Annotated in this window: 13 protein-coding genes and 1 riboswitch; of the genes, 8 read left to right on the plus strand and 5 right to left on the minus strand. The window is 38.3% G+C overall.

Translation table 11 applies throughout. The features are described 5' to 3' along the window. Positions 1–48 precede the first annotated feature (48 nt). Positions 49–1,260 (plus strand): SpoIIE family protein phosphatase, encoded by a 1,212-nt coding sequence (locus tag GX497_14390; GenBank protein ID HHY74382.1) that lies wholly within the window; start codon positions 49–51, stop codon positions 1,258–1,260. A 40-nt stretch (positions 1,261–1,300) separates the two neighbouring features. Here GX497_14390 and GX497_14395 read toward each other — a convergent pair whose 3' ends face one another. After that, a complete protein-coding gene (locus GX497_14395) occupies positions 1,301–3,691 on the minus strand; it encodes a DUF4968 domain-containing protein (protein ID HHY74383.1) in 2,391 nt (796 codons plus the stop codon). A 242-nt stretch (positions 3,692–3,933) separates the two neighbouring features. Between GX497_14395 and GX497_14400 the strand changes: the two genes are divergently transcribed. After that, positions 3,934–4,077, plus strand: a complete 144-nt coding sequence (locus GX497_14400) for a hypothetical protein (GenBank protein ID HHY74384.1) — start codon at positions 3,934–3,936, stop codon at positions 4,075–4,077. 152 nt (positions 4,078–4,229) lie between these two features. Here the strand turns inward: GX497_14400 and thiT are convergent, their stop codons facing one another. Further along, on the minus strand, positions 4,230–4,823 hold the full coding sequence (thiT, locus tag GX497_14405) for an energy-coupled thiamine transporter ThiT (GenBank protein HHY74385.1): 594 nt from the start codon (positions 4,821–4,823) through the stop codon (positions 4,230–4,232). A gap of 87 nt (positions 4,824–4,910) precedes the next feature. Further along, a riboswitch (TPP riboswitch) is annotated at positions 4,911–5,019 on the minus strand. Between the two features lie 156 nt (positions 5,020–5,175). Between thiT and GX497_14410 the strand changes: the two genes are divergently transcribed. The 4 genes from GX497_14410 to GX497_14425 all read left to right on the plus strand — a co-directional run bounded on the left by GX497_14410 (position 5,176) and on the right by GX497_14425 (position 11,018). Then, positions 5,176–5,598, plus strand: coding sequence for a rhodanese-like domain-containing protein (locus GX497_14410; GenBank protein HHY74386.1), 423 nt, complete (start codon positions 5,176–5,178; stop codon positions 5,596–5,598). A 98-nt stretch (positions 5,599–5,696) separates the two neighbouring features. After that, positions 5,697–6,452 (plus strand): type I methionyl aminopeptidase, encoded by a 756-nt coding sequence (map, locus tag GX497_14415; GenBank protein ID HHY74387.1) that lies wholly within the window; start codon positions 5,697–5,699, stop codon positions 6,450–6,452. A 157-nt stretch (positions 6,453–6,609) separates the two neighbouring features. Further along, positions 6,610–7,902 (plus strand): efflux RND transporter periplasmic adaptor subunit, encoded by a 1,293-nt coding sequence (locus GX497_14420; protein HHY74388.1) that lies wholly within the window; start codon positions 6,610–6,612, stop codon positions 7,900–7,902. Next, positions 7,899–11,018, plus strand: coding sequence for an efflux RND transporter permease subunit (locus GX497_14425; GenBank protein HHY74389.1), 3,120 nt, complete (start codon positions 7,899–7,901; stop codon positions 11,016–11,018). Before GX497_14420 ends, GX497_14425 begins: the two co-directional genes overlap by 4 nt. Positions 11,019–11,083: 65 nt before the next feature. Here the strand turns inward: GX497_14425 and GX497_14430 are convergent, their stop codons facing one another. Both GX497_14430 and GX497_14435 read right to left on the minus strand, forming a co-directional pair. Then, entirely contained in the window at positions 11,084–11,962 is an 879-nt protein-coding gene (locus GX497_14430; protein ID HHY74390.1) for a DUF1002 domain-containing protein, read from the minus strand. A gap of 23 nt (positions 11,963–11,985) precedes the next feature. Further along, entirely contained in the window at positions 11,986–12,447 is a 462-nt protein-coding gene (locus tag GX497_14435; GenBank protein HHY74391.1) for an S-ribosylhomocysteine lyase, read from the minus strand. 232 nt (positions 12,448–12,679) lie between these two features. On the opposite strand from GX497_14435, the gene GX497_14440 reads away from it, so the two are divergent. Next, on the plus strand, positions 12,680–13,420 hold the full coding sequence (locus GX497_14440) for a glycerophosphodiester phosphodiesterase (GenBank protein ID HHY74392.1): 741 nt from the start codon (positions 12,680–12,682) through the stop codon (positions 13,418–13,420). Between the two features lie 20 nt (positions 13,421–13,440). Here the strand turns inward: GX497_14440 and GX497_14445 are convergent, their stop codons facing one another. Further along, positions 13,441–14,385 carry an EamA family transporter gene (locus GX497_14445; GenBank protein ID HHY74393.1) on the minus strand — a complete coding sequence of 315 codons (945 nt, stop codon included), beginning with the start codon at positions 14,383–14,385 and terminating at the stop codon, positions 13,441–13,443. Positions 14,386–14,612: 227 nt separating this feature from the next. Between GX497_14445 and GX497_14450 the strand changes: the two genes are divergently transcribed. After that, a complete protein-coding gene (locus tag GX497_14450) occupies positions 14,613–16,352 on the plus strand; it encodes a phospho-sugar mutase (GenBank protein ID HHY74394.1) in 1,740 nt (579 codons plus the stop codon). Positions 16,353–16,522: the final 170 nt, after the last annotated feature.

The raw sequence follows: 16,522 nt of genomic DNA on the forward strand, positions 1-16,522 counted from the left end.
GGTTTTTTGCTATACTGATATTATTAAAGTTGGAATGGGGTAATAGAAATGAGTAATACTGACACGTTAGATAAACTCTCAACGAAATTTTATGAAGCTACAGTGCGTGCTTTTGAGTTATTAAATCAATCTATTAAAGTTCGGACTTTTTTTGTCGGGAGAACAACAGAGGATTCTTATACAACATTAAAGGTTTTTAGTAAAATAGATGGTTGCCAATTAACCGAAGGGAGGACAATCCCGCTTCAGGAGTCGTATTGTAACCTGATATTTAGTGGCAAGCGGGAGCCGCTAATGATTGAAGATACGTCAGTCCATCCGATTGTTTCAAAATTGGCTGCAACCTCTAGAGCTAACATCGGCTCTTATTTAGGGGTGCCAATTATATTAGAAGATCATACAATGTTTGGAACGTTATGTGCAGTTGACCCGTCCGCGCACAAGTTTACTAATGATGATATCGAGGTCATGCAGACGCTTGCAAACTTTATCAGCAATGCAATTGAACTAGGGGCTGCCTTTGAAAGAATTTTAATCGAAGAACAGCGGGTAAAAAAAGAGCTGAATTTTGCTAAAATAGTCCAAACGAGTGTATTATCTGAACCTGTTGATTTGGAAAATATTAATATTAGCGCCTACTATCAATCTTCTGATTCGTTGTCAGGTGATATGTACTCGTGGTTTGAAATAGCGCCTAATAAATACGGAATCATGCTTCTTGATGTGATGGGACATGGTGTTTCAGCGGCATTAATTAGCATGTCGATTCGTGCCGTGTTGCGTGGTTTTATAACAAACATTTCTGACCCAGTAGAAGTCATGAAGGAATTAAATCATCATATCTATTATTTATTTAACTCAAATGACCAGTCAACATATGCGACTGCTATATACATCGTTGTTGACACAAATTTAAAAACAATTGAATACGCAAACGCTGGTCATCCTTCTGGTCTTCTACTTTTAGATGGTGAAGCAATAACGAGAATGGAAGAAGGTTGCCTCATACTAGGGATTTTCCCAGAAATACAAGTAAATAAACAACAATTTATATATAAAGATCCTTCAACAGTATTACTGTATACAGATGGAATTATAGAATTAATCACTCCAGTTGTTAATGAAGGAATAAAGGAATTAGAAAATATATTGACTGCAAATCCAAATAATGGTGGGCTAATCGAAGAAATACAGAGGAAGTACGTCAATGGGAAAGCCCTGAAGGATGATGTTTGTTTGATTTCGATAAATGTAAAATAAATTGAGAAAAAGTCCCAAAAGGGGGACTTTTTCCAGTTAACTATTCTGATAATGTAATCGACACAGTTTCTTGTTTCTGATTAAATAGTAGTTTTTCAGCTGGCAGTTGGCTACCGTTGATCGAAATATTCATTATAGGATTTGCGTGGTGGATAACAAATGTCCATTGTTCCCAGCTTGGTTTATAAGTTGAAATGAGATTTTTGATTGAAATTTCCATGTTATTTTCGGAATAATGACAGCTGATTTCTTTTAGTAAATAAGCGTCATCTTGATAAGCAAATGTTTCCCCATCGTCATCATATAACGTGTATGTACTTTCACCTTTGTCGTGAGGATAGAGGTGAATTTGCATATTCGTTTCAGGTACCATCGTTGATTGCTTGATTGCACCATGGGCAATCATCGTGCCTCTTTTTATATAAATCGGCAATGTTTCAAGAGGTGCTTCTACTAAGATATGCTTTCTTCCTGAAGTAATTTCGTCAGTCCAGTAGTTGACCCAATTACCTTCTGGTAAATAAACAACACGATTGTTTGTGTCTGGTTTCATAATTGGAGCGATAAGAACATTTTCACCAATTAAAAATTGATCGAACAGGTTACTGACATTTGGGTCATCTGGATATTCCAAGAACAATGGCCGCATTACTGGTATTCCTGTTTTGCTTGCTTCCATAAATAGCGTATAGAAGTGAGGGAGCCATTGGTAACGCAAATCAATGTATTTTTTTATGATTTGTTCGTATTTTTCTCCAAAAGCCCATGGCTCTTGATCAACTGAATCTAGGGCATTATGGTTGCGGAAAAAAGGTGTAAAAGCACCAACCTGCATCCATCGTGTTAATAACTGGCCATTCGCATCGTGAGCGAAACCACCAACATCTGGCCCGCAAAATGGGATTCCGGATACACCAAGATTCATACACATCGGCAATGACATCTCTAGGTGCTCCCAAAAGCTGCGATTATCCCCAGTCCAAACGGCTGCGTATCTTTGGATGCCACTAAAGCCTGCGCGGGTTAAGAGGAAAGGACGCTTTCCTTGCAATTGTTTTACGAGACTATCATAAGTTGCTTTCCCCATTAACAAACCATAAATATTATGAAGCTCTTCATGTGTTTTTAAGTCACTGTCATTATCATGAATGACTTCGAGATCCATCGTTTTTGTTTCGTTAAAGACTGCGGGTTCGTTCATATCATTCCAGATGCCTTCGATGCCTAACTCCGTATAAAATGAATGCTTTTCACCCCACCATTTTCTTGTTTCAGTTTTTGTAAAATCAGGAAAGGCACTCACACCTGGCCATACTTCACCCAAATAAAGCTCGCCTTCTAAATATTTGCAAAAATGGTCTTTGAGGGCCCCCTCTCTGTAAATAGGATAGGACGGGTCTTTTTTTACCCCGGGATCGACAATTGGCACTGCATGGATGCCAGCTGCTTTTAAGTCTTCTACCAGTTTTTTTGGATTTGGAAAAGCGCTGTAATCAAATGTAAAAACACGAAATCCATCCATATAATGAATATCAAAGTAAATCGCATCAATTGGAATTTGTTTCTCGATAAATGTATCTGCCAGTTTTCGGACTTCGTGCTCGGATTTGTAGCTATATTTTGATTGGTGATAGCCTAACGCCCATTTAGGCGGCAGTGGCATCCTTCCAGTCAAGTCTGTATATTGTTCAATCACATTTTTTGGCGTCGGTCCGGCTAAAACATAATAGTCAAGTTGACCGCCTTCAGCAGAAAATGAATAAGCATTTTTATTTTCGTATGATTGTAAGTCAAATGTCGTTTTCCATGTATTATCAAAAAAAATACCATGGGCTTTGCCATTCCTTACTGTCATGAAATAAGGAATGGATTGGTATAATGCATCTGTTTCGGGATTGTGGGGTAAAAAAACATCAGAATTCCACATCGTCATTTTTTCCCCACGTTTATCGAGGAACCCTGTTTTTTCACCAAATCCATAAAAGTGGTCATCATCGTCCATTGCTTTAAAACAAACGACTTGATTTGCACTTGTGTATCCCATCCCTAATACGGTTGTTTCCGCTAGGAGGGTTGACCCGTTTTCATCTTTTATCTGAATACGTAATGGTGATTTTTGCAGTTCAACCGTTAGTTTTGAAGAAGCTATTACGATTTTGTTTTGATGCTCCTCAGTGATGATGTTTACATTTTCTCGATTTTTAACTAAAGCCACACTGCTTTTTAAAGAAGGTTTTGAATTAGGATTCATAATAATTCTAACAATATCTTCACTAAAGAAAAGAATACTAACAAAACCATTTTCACATGTAAAATGATAAATTTGGTTAGATTGTTCGAATGAGCAGATTGCTCCAATATCATGAAAAGTTACCTTACGCTTGTATTCTTTTGAATTAGGGTGTATAGCAAAGCTTGAATCTTGTAACATAGTGATAACCCCCAATAAGATAATGATTACCTATGGAGTATTTTACCATAACTTGCAATTGGGGCGCTGGCTTTTCTGGTGGTAGGTGACTGACCCTGCTTATGGTCAGTTGTGATCGTGTTAATATTATCCAAATTTTAACAGAATTTTGTTGTTAATATTGCTACAATTATCATAGTTGCATATTGTGAGGGCGGTTGGTTGTTGTTCTTCTTTCCGTTTTAGGAAAGGAGGTGATAACCATGGAAACATTTCTTGAAATTCTTCGAGAAGTTCTGAAAGGGATTATGCGCGAAATTAGTGCCTACTTCTTTCGGAAAAACTTTCTAGAATACAAGAAAACCACCTCACGCCGTAGGAAGCAAAGGGGTGGTTCTCCAAAATAAACCAAATATTTAACAACCACCACCCTGACGGTAGCAGCTATTAGAGAAGTGTATCCAGCACTTCTCTTTTTTATTATAGCATCATTATACATGAAATTATTCCTAATTCAAAGTTTTTAATAAGGTAGCAAAGGATAATAGGAATTTTTGTATTAATAATTCAGTTTTGCATTAGGGGCATTGAAATACTTTGGAGCCGTATTAATTAATATCGAAACAAAAATGGCACTTAAAACAAACGCTGGCAGCATGAAAGTACCGTTATACACTAGCGAGTAAAGCGCTGCTGGTGTTCCTTCTGGTGCATATTCCGCAAAAAAGACAATCCCAGCGATTACATGGGCAGCATAGCGCAAAGCACTTCCTAATAATGTTCCTAAAATGACATAAGTGATGACTTTGCTTTTAGAACGTTCGTTAATAGCTTGTTGAATTTGTTTCATGAACACACCTGCTAGACCGACAACTGTAAAAGCAATGAAGTAATCTAAAAGTCCTTGGACAGGATGAGCAATATAGGCTTGCCCAGTTACTACTTGAAGTCCACCAAGCAATAATCCTGAAAGTAATCCACCTTTCAAGCCCCATCTAAAGGCAATTAAAAAAACCGGCACCATTGCAATTGAGATTGAACCGCCCTGTGGCCAAATTTTAAGTCCTACCATATGCGCCAATAAATCGAAAACATATGCTAAGGCTGAAAATAAAGCAACTTCAACTAAAAACAATGTTTTGCTTCTATTCATGATGAAAAAATACCTCCTTGGTGAAATAAATTAAAAAAGGCTACCCATTGGGTAGCCAGTTCGAAGCGCAATAAGTATGATGACATTTAACATTAAATGCTTCATTCCTACGCTGGCATTACCCAGATCAGGTTTGAGGGTCGATACAGACTAGTATCCTCTCAGCCAAGTTCCCTTAGCTCCCCTTATTTAATAAGTTTACTATAGCATTAGTTTAATTGTTTGTAAATCAATCGAGCTTAAAGGAAATGCCTTTTGCTTTATCATAAAATAACGAAAACAATATAATGTTTGTGTTACAATCAATTTAAAAAAGTATATTTCGGCAGAAAATATAGTAGGAGTTGATTTTATGAAAGCAATTATAGGATTATTCATAATCACAGCAATGATGATAACAGCAGGGTGTTCGGGGGGGAATCAATCCGACACTTCATCACAAAAGCCTGCCATTACAAGTATTGATGAAAGTGCTTATACGAATGTTGATGTAAACGAAGCGGCAAAGCTTATCGAACAAGGAATTACGATTGTTGATGTCCGTACTCCTGAGGAGTATAACGCAGGCCATATTCCGAACGCACTTTTAATCCCGTTGCAGGAACTTGAAGCACGTATAGATGAATTCTCAGCGGACGAGCAATATTTAATCGTTTGTCGTTCCGGAAATCGCTCAGCTCAAGCAAGTGAAATTTTAACGAAAAATGGCATGAAGCATATTTATAATATGACCGGCGGGATGATTGAGTGGACAGGGGAAGTTGTAACAGGGTAGAGTGCAGGGGGTATCCACCAGAAAATTCATAAAGTAGATTTTGTACGATTTTTCGATTAAACTTATTATTGAGAAATAAAATTGAAAAGGAGTTTACAATGATTTCATTAAAATCAAAAAGAGAAATAGAACTAATGCATGAAGCCGGGAAAATATTAGCTAAATGTCATCTTGAAATTGCTAAAATGTTAAAACCAGGTGTGACAACACATGAAATAGATTGTTTTGTTGAAGAGTTTCTAGAAAAGCATGGGGCAACACCTGAGCAAAAAGGCTATCAAGGCTACCAATTTGCAACATGTGCTTCGGTCAATGATGAAATTTGCCATGGTTTCCCGCGCAAGGAGCCGTTAAAAAGTGGCGATATCGTAACGATTGATATGGTTGTTAATCTTAATGGGGCTCTTGCTGATTCTGCTTGGACTTATCAAGTTGGTGAGGCTACTCAAGAAACAACGAAGCTTTTAGATGTTACGAAAAAGGCACTATACCTTGGGATTGAGCAAGCTGTTGTTGGCAACCGCGTTGGTGATATTGGCCACGCAATCCAAACGTTTGTGGAAGCGGAAGGATTTTCAGTTGTTCGTGAATTTACGGGCCATGGCATTGGCCCGACGATTCATGAAGATCCAATGGTTTTACATTACGGCGAAAAAGGCAAAGGTTTAAGGCTTAAAGAGGGCATGGTTATTACGATTGAGCCGATGGTGAATGTCGGTGAATGGAAAAGTAAAATGGATGATAATAAATGGACGGCGCGTACAATCGATGGCAAATTATCTGCACAATATGAGCATACAATTGCGATTACAAAAGATGGCCCAATCATCCTAACGGATCAAGAGAACATGTAAGAAAAGGCGGGGAAAATCCCGCCTTTTCTTATGAATTAAATTGTCCATTACATTATCAAGTAGATTATTGTTGAAGATTACCTAACTTTATTTAGAATTATAAATACATAGTACAGAGTATACATCATAATTTTGTAACATTAATGGGGGAAAAGCGATGCGTTCACGAACAAAAAAAGCCACTACAGCCATCTGTTTATCATTATCGCTATCATTCATAATAGGCTGTAAGGCAGAGCAAATACAGACGACAGAAGAAATAAAGACTGTGAAAGTAGAAACTGTAAAAAGGGAAACAGGGGCAGAGTATTCAAGACTGTCAGGTACACTTGCAGCTAAAGAAGAAACATTCCTTTCATTTGAAGTTGGCGGAGTGATTGCTTCGCTTCGCTTTGACGAGGGACAATTTGTAAAAGCAGGCGATGTGCTGGCAATAATGGATGGGCGTGATTACGAGCTTCAGCTAGAAAAAGCAAACGCTGCTATTCAATCAGCAAACGCTAGTTTAGGAGCGGCACAAGCTAGTTTAGAAGAGGCGGTAAATGGGGCACGCAGGCAGGAAAGAATACAGGCGAAGCTAGCGGTAGACAGGGCGGAGGAAGTCTATAAAAATGCCAATGCTGATTATGAACGGATGAAAAGGTTGTTCGAATCAGGTGCGATTTCTGAGCAAGCGCTTGAAGGGGCTAAGGTAAACTACATAAACGCTGAAACAAGCTATGAAAATGCAAAACAAGCGTACTCTCTTATTGAGGAAGGAGTTCGTCCGGAAAAAGAAAAGCAAATAAAAGCAGCCGTAAACCAAGCGGAAGCAGGCCTTCGGAATGCCGAGGTAACGAAACAACAAGCTGAGTTGGCATTGGAAAAAACAACTTTAAAAGCACCGTTTTCAGGTGTTATCGTAGCAAAACTAGCATCAAACGGGCAGTTAGTTAGCCCTGGTGTCCCTATTTATAAAGTAGCACAAATTGACACTTTAAAAATGCTGCTTCCCGTCCCAGATTACCAAATTGGAGACTGGAATGTTGGGAAAGAGGTCAATCTTGAATTATATGGTGAGAGGAAGCAAGGAAAAGTTGTCAATGTTTTTCCAGCAACAAATGAGAAAACAGGAACGATTAGTGTGGAAGTAGAGATTCCAAACAATGACCACAAGTGGTTCCCTGGTCAAGTTGTCAAAGCGGAAGCTGTGTTGAGTGAAAAGTTGGGGATTTTTATACCAGTTGAAGCAGTTATAAGTACAGGTACAAATAGCAATCCATCTGTATTTTTATTGAAGGATGGCAAAGTGGTTAAAACGGAAGTAACTATAGGGACGTTACTTGATAATAAGTTGGAAATCACTTCAGGTCTTGCTGAAAATGACAAAATAATTATAAAAGGCGCTGACCGTTTATTTGATGGCGATGAAGTGGTAGTTGAAACAGATGAAGGGACGAAAAAACAATGATAGCCTATACAATTAAAAAGCAAAAAATAACATTGCTGTTTTTTGTAATGGTTGTTATCATTGGTTTTTTGAGTTTTTTCCAGCTTCCAAAACAAGAAATGCCAGACATTGTTGTGAATGTGGCAATGGTAACAACCACTTACCCTGGTGCATCACCTGAAAAAGTTGAGCACAATGTAACGAATATTATTGAAGAAAAAATTAATGAAATCGAAGATCTTAAATCAATTGAATCAACTTCTGTGCTCGGTCGTTCTGTTATTATAGTTGAGGCCAATGCAGATGTAGACCCAAAACAGAAATGGGATGAGCTCCGCAAAAAGGTGAAAGATGCTGAAAAAGATTTGCCAGAGGATGTTATCCTCCCTGTCATTAATGATGACCTAAACCGTTCGTTTATCCAATCTTTCAATATTACGGCACCAACGACAGATGATCTTTATAGTTTGCGAGACAAAATGGAGGATTGGAAACAAAAGCTTAAGGCCATCCCAAATGTGGCTGAAGTACAAATCGAAGGTATTCCTGAAAAAGAGGTACGAATTGAAATCGACTTTGAGAGATTAGCTGCCTACCAATTATCATGGACGCAAGTAGTCAATGCTATTAAGCAAGAAAACGAGAAAATTCCATTAGGAAACCTAGATATTGGTGAACGGACTTATCAATTAAAACTGCCGGAAAAATATCCTGTTCATGATTTGGAAAATGTCATCATTACAAGGACTTCCCAGGGGTTTCCTGTCTATCTTCGCGACATTGGCACTGTTCAATTAGCAACTGAAAAAGCTGAGTATTTTGCTTATCATAATGGTGTGCCAGCGATTTCGATTAATATAAATGGCGAGATTGGCAGCGATGTACCCGCCATCCAACAAGAAATTGATAAAGTGGTCAATCGGCTTTCAAAGGATTTACCAGAATGGGCTGAGGTCCATTCAATTTTTTCACAAAATGAAAGAGTGAAAGAATTATTCGGTGAACTTGGCAGGGAAATGTTCATTGCCATTGCTGCGGTATTATTTGTCTGTACCTTAGGCTTAAATTTGTCATCATCGATTGTTGTTGCCTTGGCTATTCCGATTTCTCTTGCATTAGGATTAATGTTTTTGCCATCATTAAATATTACCTTAAATCAAATGACATTAGTTGGTTTAATTATTGTGCTTGGAATTTTAGTAGATGATGCTGTTGTTGTCAATGATAATATTGAACGACGTTTATCGTCGCTTGGGGAGCCGCCAGAAAAAGCAGCGGTTGAAGGTGCAAAAGAAGTTTCTATTTCGATTATAACGGCGACATTTGCAACCATTGCTTCATTTGCACCATTATTATTTTTACAAGGAAATGTCGGCTTCTTTATTCGGCCCGTTCCGACCATCATTTCGCTGACGATGCTCGCTTCGATGGTGATGTCATTAACAATCGTGCCGATATATAGACGCTGGCGTGAGACGCGAAATCTGCTAAAAAATAAAATCAAAGAATCTACAGAAAAACGGTATGCAGGTTTACTTGGAAAACCTTTACTCCGTTTGACGAATTGGTATTCGAAACGATTGATGCCAAGAATTTTAAACCACCCGAAAATGACGAGTATCATTGGCGTGGTCATTGGTTCATTTGCTTACTTTTTAATACCATTGATTCCAATTGATCTTTTTCCAACTGATAACCGCCCAGAATTACTTGTTGATATTAGGATGCCAACTGGTCATAACATTAAGGCAACAAATCAAATGGTCGATGATGTAACTGAGTTTCTCCTCAACAAAGATGAGGTTAAAACGGTTGCTTCCTATGCAGGTGGTAGCGCCCCGAAAATGTTTATGGGTGATACAAGTGCTGGTGAAGGGATTGAGGTTGGTCAACTTGTTGTCATTCTAGATGAAGCGAAAAGGATGCCGAAGGATATTGAGCTTGAGTGGACAGAAGACTTTAAAAAACAATTTCTAGGTGTCATGATTACACCGAAAATTCTTGTAACAGGTCCACCAGTAGGAAAACCAGTTGAAGTGCAAGTATTTGGTGAAGATAGTAACGAACTACGCAAAATTTCAGAGCAAATCAAGGAGCAAATTGCAGCTTTAAGTGGAACGTATAATATTATCGATTCATTTGGGATTGACCGTTATGCCCTTGATTTTCAAGTGAATAAAGAGCTAATGGACGAAAAGCTTGTGACATATAATGATTTATCGAAAACGTTGCGCCTTGTTGGAGAAGGGATTACCGTTTCTGAATTTGATGATGGTAAAGACTTAATTGATATTCAGCTTTATGCAAGTAATCATAAGGATGAGCCGCAAGCAATTTTTGATAAATTATATGTGCCCAATTTAGCAGGGCAGCAAGTGCCATTAACAGAGCTTGTAGAAATTAAACCATCCTTTGAGGCACGGGCGATTGTTCATCAAGACTTGGCACGGGTTGTTTTTATTTACAGTGATCTTCGCAACCGTACAGCAACAGAGGTTATGAAAGAGCTAAAGCCGAAGTTGGAAAAAATGAATTTGCCAGAAGGTTATAGCTGGAAAATTGGCGGAGAAACATCAGAGCAAACGGATATTTTTATTGATATGGGTAAGCTTTCAATAGCTGTATTATTTATTATCATTATTTTAATTGCGATGCAGTTTTACTCATTGTCATTGCCGCTGTTAGTTATGAGCACAGTTTATTTGGCTTTTGCCGGAAGCTTAATTGGCTTGTTTATTACACAAACACCGCTCGGATTTATGACGATGATGGGGGCCATCTCCCTTTCAGGGATTGTAGTCCGAAATGGAATCGTTCTGATTGAATTTATTGAACATGCACGGCGTGAAGGAATGCCGTTAAAGGAAGCTGTTATTGGAGCTGGGGAAGCACGTTTACGCCCAATTTTGTTGACATCATCAACAGCAGTAGCAGGCTTAACACCTTTAGCAATCTCACATGACCCATTATTTTCGCCAATGGCGATGACGATCATCTCTGGTCTGATTTTTTCCACAGTATTAACGCTTGTGCTTGTGCCATCTTTATATACGGTATTGGCCAATTATAAAGAGAAAAGAGCTTTAAAGAGGACCATGAAACAAAATCATGGTGCGATGCCAGTTGATGGTGCCTAAGGAGGCAAAAAGAAAAGGGGCGTTCCAAATCGATGTTTCGACTTTTGGATGGCCCCTTTTTTTGCTTACGCTGCACCAAATAATCCTTTTAACCAATTTAAAAATGAAATAAGACCGTCAATAATATTTCTCATAATCCCTTTTGTCCGTTCATCTTGCATAAATTCCTTCAGGCGGTCTTTGACATAGACTAAGTCATTTTTCACTTGGTTCCAATCAATGTCCATATTTTTCATTTTGTTAAATAAATCAATTAAGCCTTGTTTCTCAGAACCTGTAAGCTGAATGCCAAGCTCTGCTGCAACGCGGTCGATTAGAGCGGATACTTGATCATCTGTTATATTTGGATTTTTGGCGATTTCATCCTTAATTCTCGCAAACAATGCTGTTGCTTGATCGGCACCAATTCGCTCACCTAACTGAGCTGTTCTTACCATTTCTTCGTTGGCAATCTGTTTTTGTTCTTCAGGAATAACCTTTTCGCCAGAGACTTCATATGCTTTCAAAATGCCTGTTAGTCCAGCTGTTCCCGAAACTTCAAACGGCGCCGTTACATATATATCAGCATCTTTAACACCAGCTGTGATTAATGAGTTCGCAAACATATCCTTTGTGACCCATGAAATGTTATGTGTTTCCACATTTAAACCAGAGCCCGCTTCTTTCAAAGTAATTTTTGCCGACGAAAGAGCTTTTGAGCCAATTTGCGCTTTACTTATATATTTCCCTAAGTATTGATGTTCTTCGGCATTGCTGACGGTGACAATTGTATCACCTTCTTTAGCACCCATTTCCTGTTTAATCGCCTCTTGTTGGTCCGCGGTTAAGCTTTCGCCAAGTGTAATAATAACATCACCAGGCTGTGCATCAGCATAACTTATCTCTGAAGGCAGTACGAAACTAAATAATAGTAGCAACCATCCGATGATGATTTGTTTTTTCATCTAGAAAAAAATCCTCCTTTATTTTACGCGAAAATTTCTGTCCATTCATCTTTATGGGAAAGCATTTTTTGGGCAATTTCTTTAGCGCCCTCTAAGCTATGGCTCGCTGCCCAGCCGCACTGGATTTCATTACAGGCAGGAACTTCTGTTGCTGCTAAAACATCATGTAATGTTTTTTCTAAAACTTCAAGAATTTCTTCATAATTAGAGTGGTTGATGACTTGTAAGTAAAAGCCAGTTTGGCAGCCCATTGGTCCGATATCAAGAACACAATCAAGGTGATTACGAATAAATTCGGCCATCATATGTTCTAAAGAGTGAAGTGACGGCATTTCCATATGCTCTTTGTTAGGCTGGCAAAAACGAATATCGTATTTGTATACTTTATCGCCATTTGCTCCCTCTGTTGTTCCAACCAAACGGACATATGGTGCTTTTACTTTTGTGTGGTCAAGGTTGAAGCTTTCTACATTCATTTTTTTCATAAAAAATTACCTCCTATCGTTTCCTAAAGTGTATGGACAATCCATTATATTATAGAGAGCAAGTATGTATGCGGATATGAATCCAACGCATTCCCTATTATAGCATGTTTTGCCCCTTAATTAGCAATTTACATATACTCAATATTACATAAATGCCTCCATTTTTTAGGTGATAACATGTTTTTTGCCAGCGGCAAGGCATAGATTATAGTGGAAGGGATGGGATTTTTTTATGAAAACAAATAGGCCATTAATTATTGCCCACCGTGGTGCATCTGGGGAGGCTCCAGAAAATACGCTGGCAGCGTTTCAATTAGCAGTAAAAAAGGGGTGTGATGCTATTGAATTAGATATTCACTTAACTAAAGATGGGAAGTTAGCGGTTATTCATGATGACAACATAAATAGGACGACAAATGGTGTAGGGTTGGTAAGAGAAATGACCGCTACCGAGTTAAAAAAATACGATGCTGGTAGCTGGTTTGACCGAAAATTTAAAGGTGAGAGGATTCCGTTATTGGAGGAAGTCTTTGAGATTGTACCAAGAGAAATCATAATAAATATAGAAATTAAAAATACTCCATTTTATTATGATGGCATCGAAGAAAAGCTTCACGACTTTTTAGTTAAAAGAAACCGAATGAACCAAGTGTTTGTTTCATCTTTTGATTATTTATGTCTATATCGCTTAAAAAAGCTAAATAATGATATAAAAATTGGGTTGTTGTATTATGAGGATTTCAATGATTATCTAGGTTGGGCTAATCATTTTGGTCTTCCAGTAGATGTATTACAGCCTCATTTTCAATCGATTCGGGAACATGATGTTCGCATTGCCATTGAAAATGGGTTGAAGATCATTCCGTGGACTGTAAATTCAAAAAGTAATATGGAAAAAATGATTTGTTACGGTGTAAGCGGGATTGTTACGAACTATCCAGGGAGGTTGAAGGCATTATTGGATGGAAAATGAATGCCCTCAACCTAGAAAACTTAATGAGAAGCTTCGAGTTTTTCGGTTTGCTTTTCGTGGTTCATCCCCGGCGGTGTTTTTTTAATAAAGACGCCAGCTGTAATGAGTACGCCTGTTATTGTAATTGCACCACCAATAAACTGGGAAGATGTTACTGTTTCGCCAAGAAAAGTGGTCGCAAAGATTGATGCAAAAATGGGCATAAGGTTTAAGAATGGCGATGCTTTTCCAGGACCTAAATCGGCAACAGCTTTGTTCCAACTTAAAAATGCTACTACAGATGCGAAAATTCCAATGTATAAAAACCCGGCGATACTTTTTGCGGAAATTACGATTGGTTTACCAATGATCCATTCGTAGGCTGCAAATGGTGCAAGGATAAAAACCCCGATTATGATTGTTACTAAGAAGACACCAGCTGCTGGAAATTTAGCAGCATTTTTCTTGACGATAACGGAGTAAATAGACCATGATATAATCGCTATAATCATCCAGAGTTCACCCTTATTAATTGTAAAGGTTAAAAGGGTTTCAATTGAGCCGCGGCTAACAATCCAAATGACGCCGAAAATAGAAAAAACAATCCCAATTATATGCCTTTTTTGGACTTTTTCTTTTAAAAATAAAAAGGAAAGCAGCATGATGATTGCTGGTGTTGTTGCATTCATAAGAACAGCATTAATCGATGTAGTGTAGTGAACGGCAATATACAAAAGCGTATTAAAGCCTACAATTCCTGTTAAAGACATCCAAAATAATGTTTTCCATTCCTTCATCCAAAGATTTTTGTTAGCAAGCAATTCACTTTTAGCAAAAGGCAATAAAAATAAAAAAGCGACAACCCAGCGAATGAAAGCTAAAGTAAAAGGTGGCACAGTTTCGGCAAAGCCTCTCCCAATTACAAAATTTCCACCCCATAGTAACGTTGCAATGACTAATAAAAAATACGGTGACTTCCAGTTCATCTTCCCTCACCCCTTAAAACTTAGTATAACATTTTCATCAGAGGGGTGGGGTTCATTGTTATATTGTGGTTTTGTAAAAAAAATTGTTACAAAATAGCAAATTTGAAGGGAAATGGTGGGTGAAAATCTAACTATATTATATAGGTTAAATTAACCAATTGTAATAAGGGACATGTTATGTGACGAGGCCTTTACAAAATAACATTCGGCAAAGGGAGGATTTATACATGAGCTGGAAAGAACAGTATGAAAGATGGGCTAATTTTGAAAACTTGGAACAGGAGCTTAAACAAATTTTACAGGATAAAAAAACTGATGAAAAATGGCTAGAGGATAGCTTTTATAAAAATTTAGAGTTTGGAACGGGCGGTATGCGCGGGGAAATTGGCCCTGGAACGAACCGCATGAATGTATATACAATCCGGAAAGCAGCAGAAGGTCTAGCACGATATATAGAAGCGAATGGGGAGGAAGCAAAAGCTCGCGGTGTCGTAATTGCTTATGATTGCCGCCATAAATCACCTGAGTTTGCAATGGAGGCTGCAAAAACATTAGGTTGCCACGGTATTCAGACGTATGTTTTTGACGAACTGCGGCCAACACCGGAGCTATCTTTTGCAGTCCGCTATTTGCATGCTTACGCTGGAATCGTGATTACTGCGAGTCATAATCCGCCAGAATATAACGGCTTCAAAGTCTATGGCCCAGATGGCTGCCAATTGCCTCCGAAAGCGGCCGATCAAGTCATTGAAAAAGTAAATGAAGTTGACAATGAATTAACGATAGAAGTAGCTACTGAGGAATTATTAAAGGAAAAGGGGCTATTACATATAATCGGTGAAAATATTGATAAAGTCTATATTGAGCGGGTCAAAACGATTTCACTGAATCCAAAGTTGTTTGCAGAAAATAATGTGAAGGTTGTTTTTACACCATTACATGGTACAGCGAATAAGCCGGTGCGGGCAGGACTTGAAGCATTAGGCTTTAAAAATGTCACAATTGTAAAAGAACAAGAGCTTCCTGATGCGAATTTCTCAACAGTGAAATCACCAAATCCGGAAGAACATGCAGCCTTTGAATTAGCGATTCGTGAAGGGACTAAGGTTGATGCAGATTTATTAATCGGCACTGACCCAGACGCTGACCGCCTAGGCATCGCTGTTAAAAATAGTGCTGGCGACTATGAAATTTTAACGGGCAATCAAACAGGGGGAATCCTGCTTCATTATTTATTATCGGAGAAAAAGGAGCAGGGAATTTTACCTGCTAATGGCGTCGTTTTAAAAACAATTGTAACATCTGAGTTTGGGCGCGCCATTGCTGATGATTTTGGGCTTGATACAATTGATACGTTAACTGGCTTCAAATTTATCGGCGAAAAAATTAAAGAATATGAGGAAAGTGGAGAGTATGTATTTCAATTTGGCTATGAAGAAAGCTATGGATACCTAATCGGCGACTTCGCAAGGGATAAAGATGCTGTGCAGGCAGCGATTTTAGCTGTTGAGGTTGCAGCCTTCTATAAAAAACAAGGAAAAACTTTATATGATGCACTTCTTGACCTGTATGCCAAGTATGGCTATTATCGTGAAGGATTAAAATCATTAACATTAAAAGGAAAAGAAGGAGCAGAGCAAATCGAAGAACTTCTTGCGGAGTTCCGTAAAAATCCACCTATTAAGATGGGCAATTTACAAGTCGTGCAAATGGAGGATTATTTACGTAGCGAGAAACAAGTCGTCGGAGCTGGTAGCGTAGAAACAATCAACTTGCCAAAATCAAACGTACTAAAGTATTTCCTTGAGGATGGCTCATGGTTTTGTTTGCGACCATCTGGAACAGAGCCGAAAGTTAAATTTTACTTTGGTGTAAAAGGTGTCTCATTAGAGGACAGCGAAGAAAAATTAACGAATATTAGCGCTGATTTAATGAACCAAATTGATCAATTACTTGTTGCAAAATAATAAGGAGAAGCTAAAAGCCCACAATGTTGTGCATTGTGGGCTTTCATCTGCAAGCCATCTTCGTTTTTGTCCGAAAGTCGGTGTTTATTGTCCAACTTCATGTATTTATTGTCTGTAAAAAATTTTATTGTCCGGAAACCAGCATTTATTGTCCGATTGCCGTATATTTC

This window comes from Bacillus sp. (in: firmicutes), assembly GCA_012842745.1.
GTDB lineage: Bacteria > Bacillota > Bacilli > Bacillales > Bacillaceae_J > Schinkia.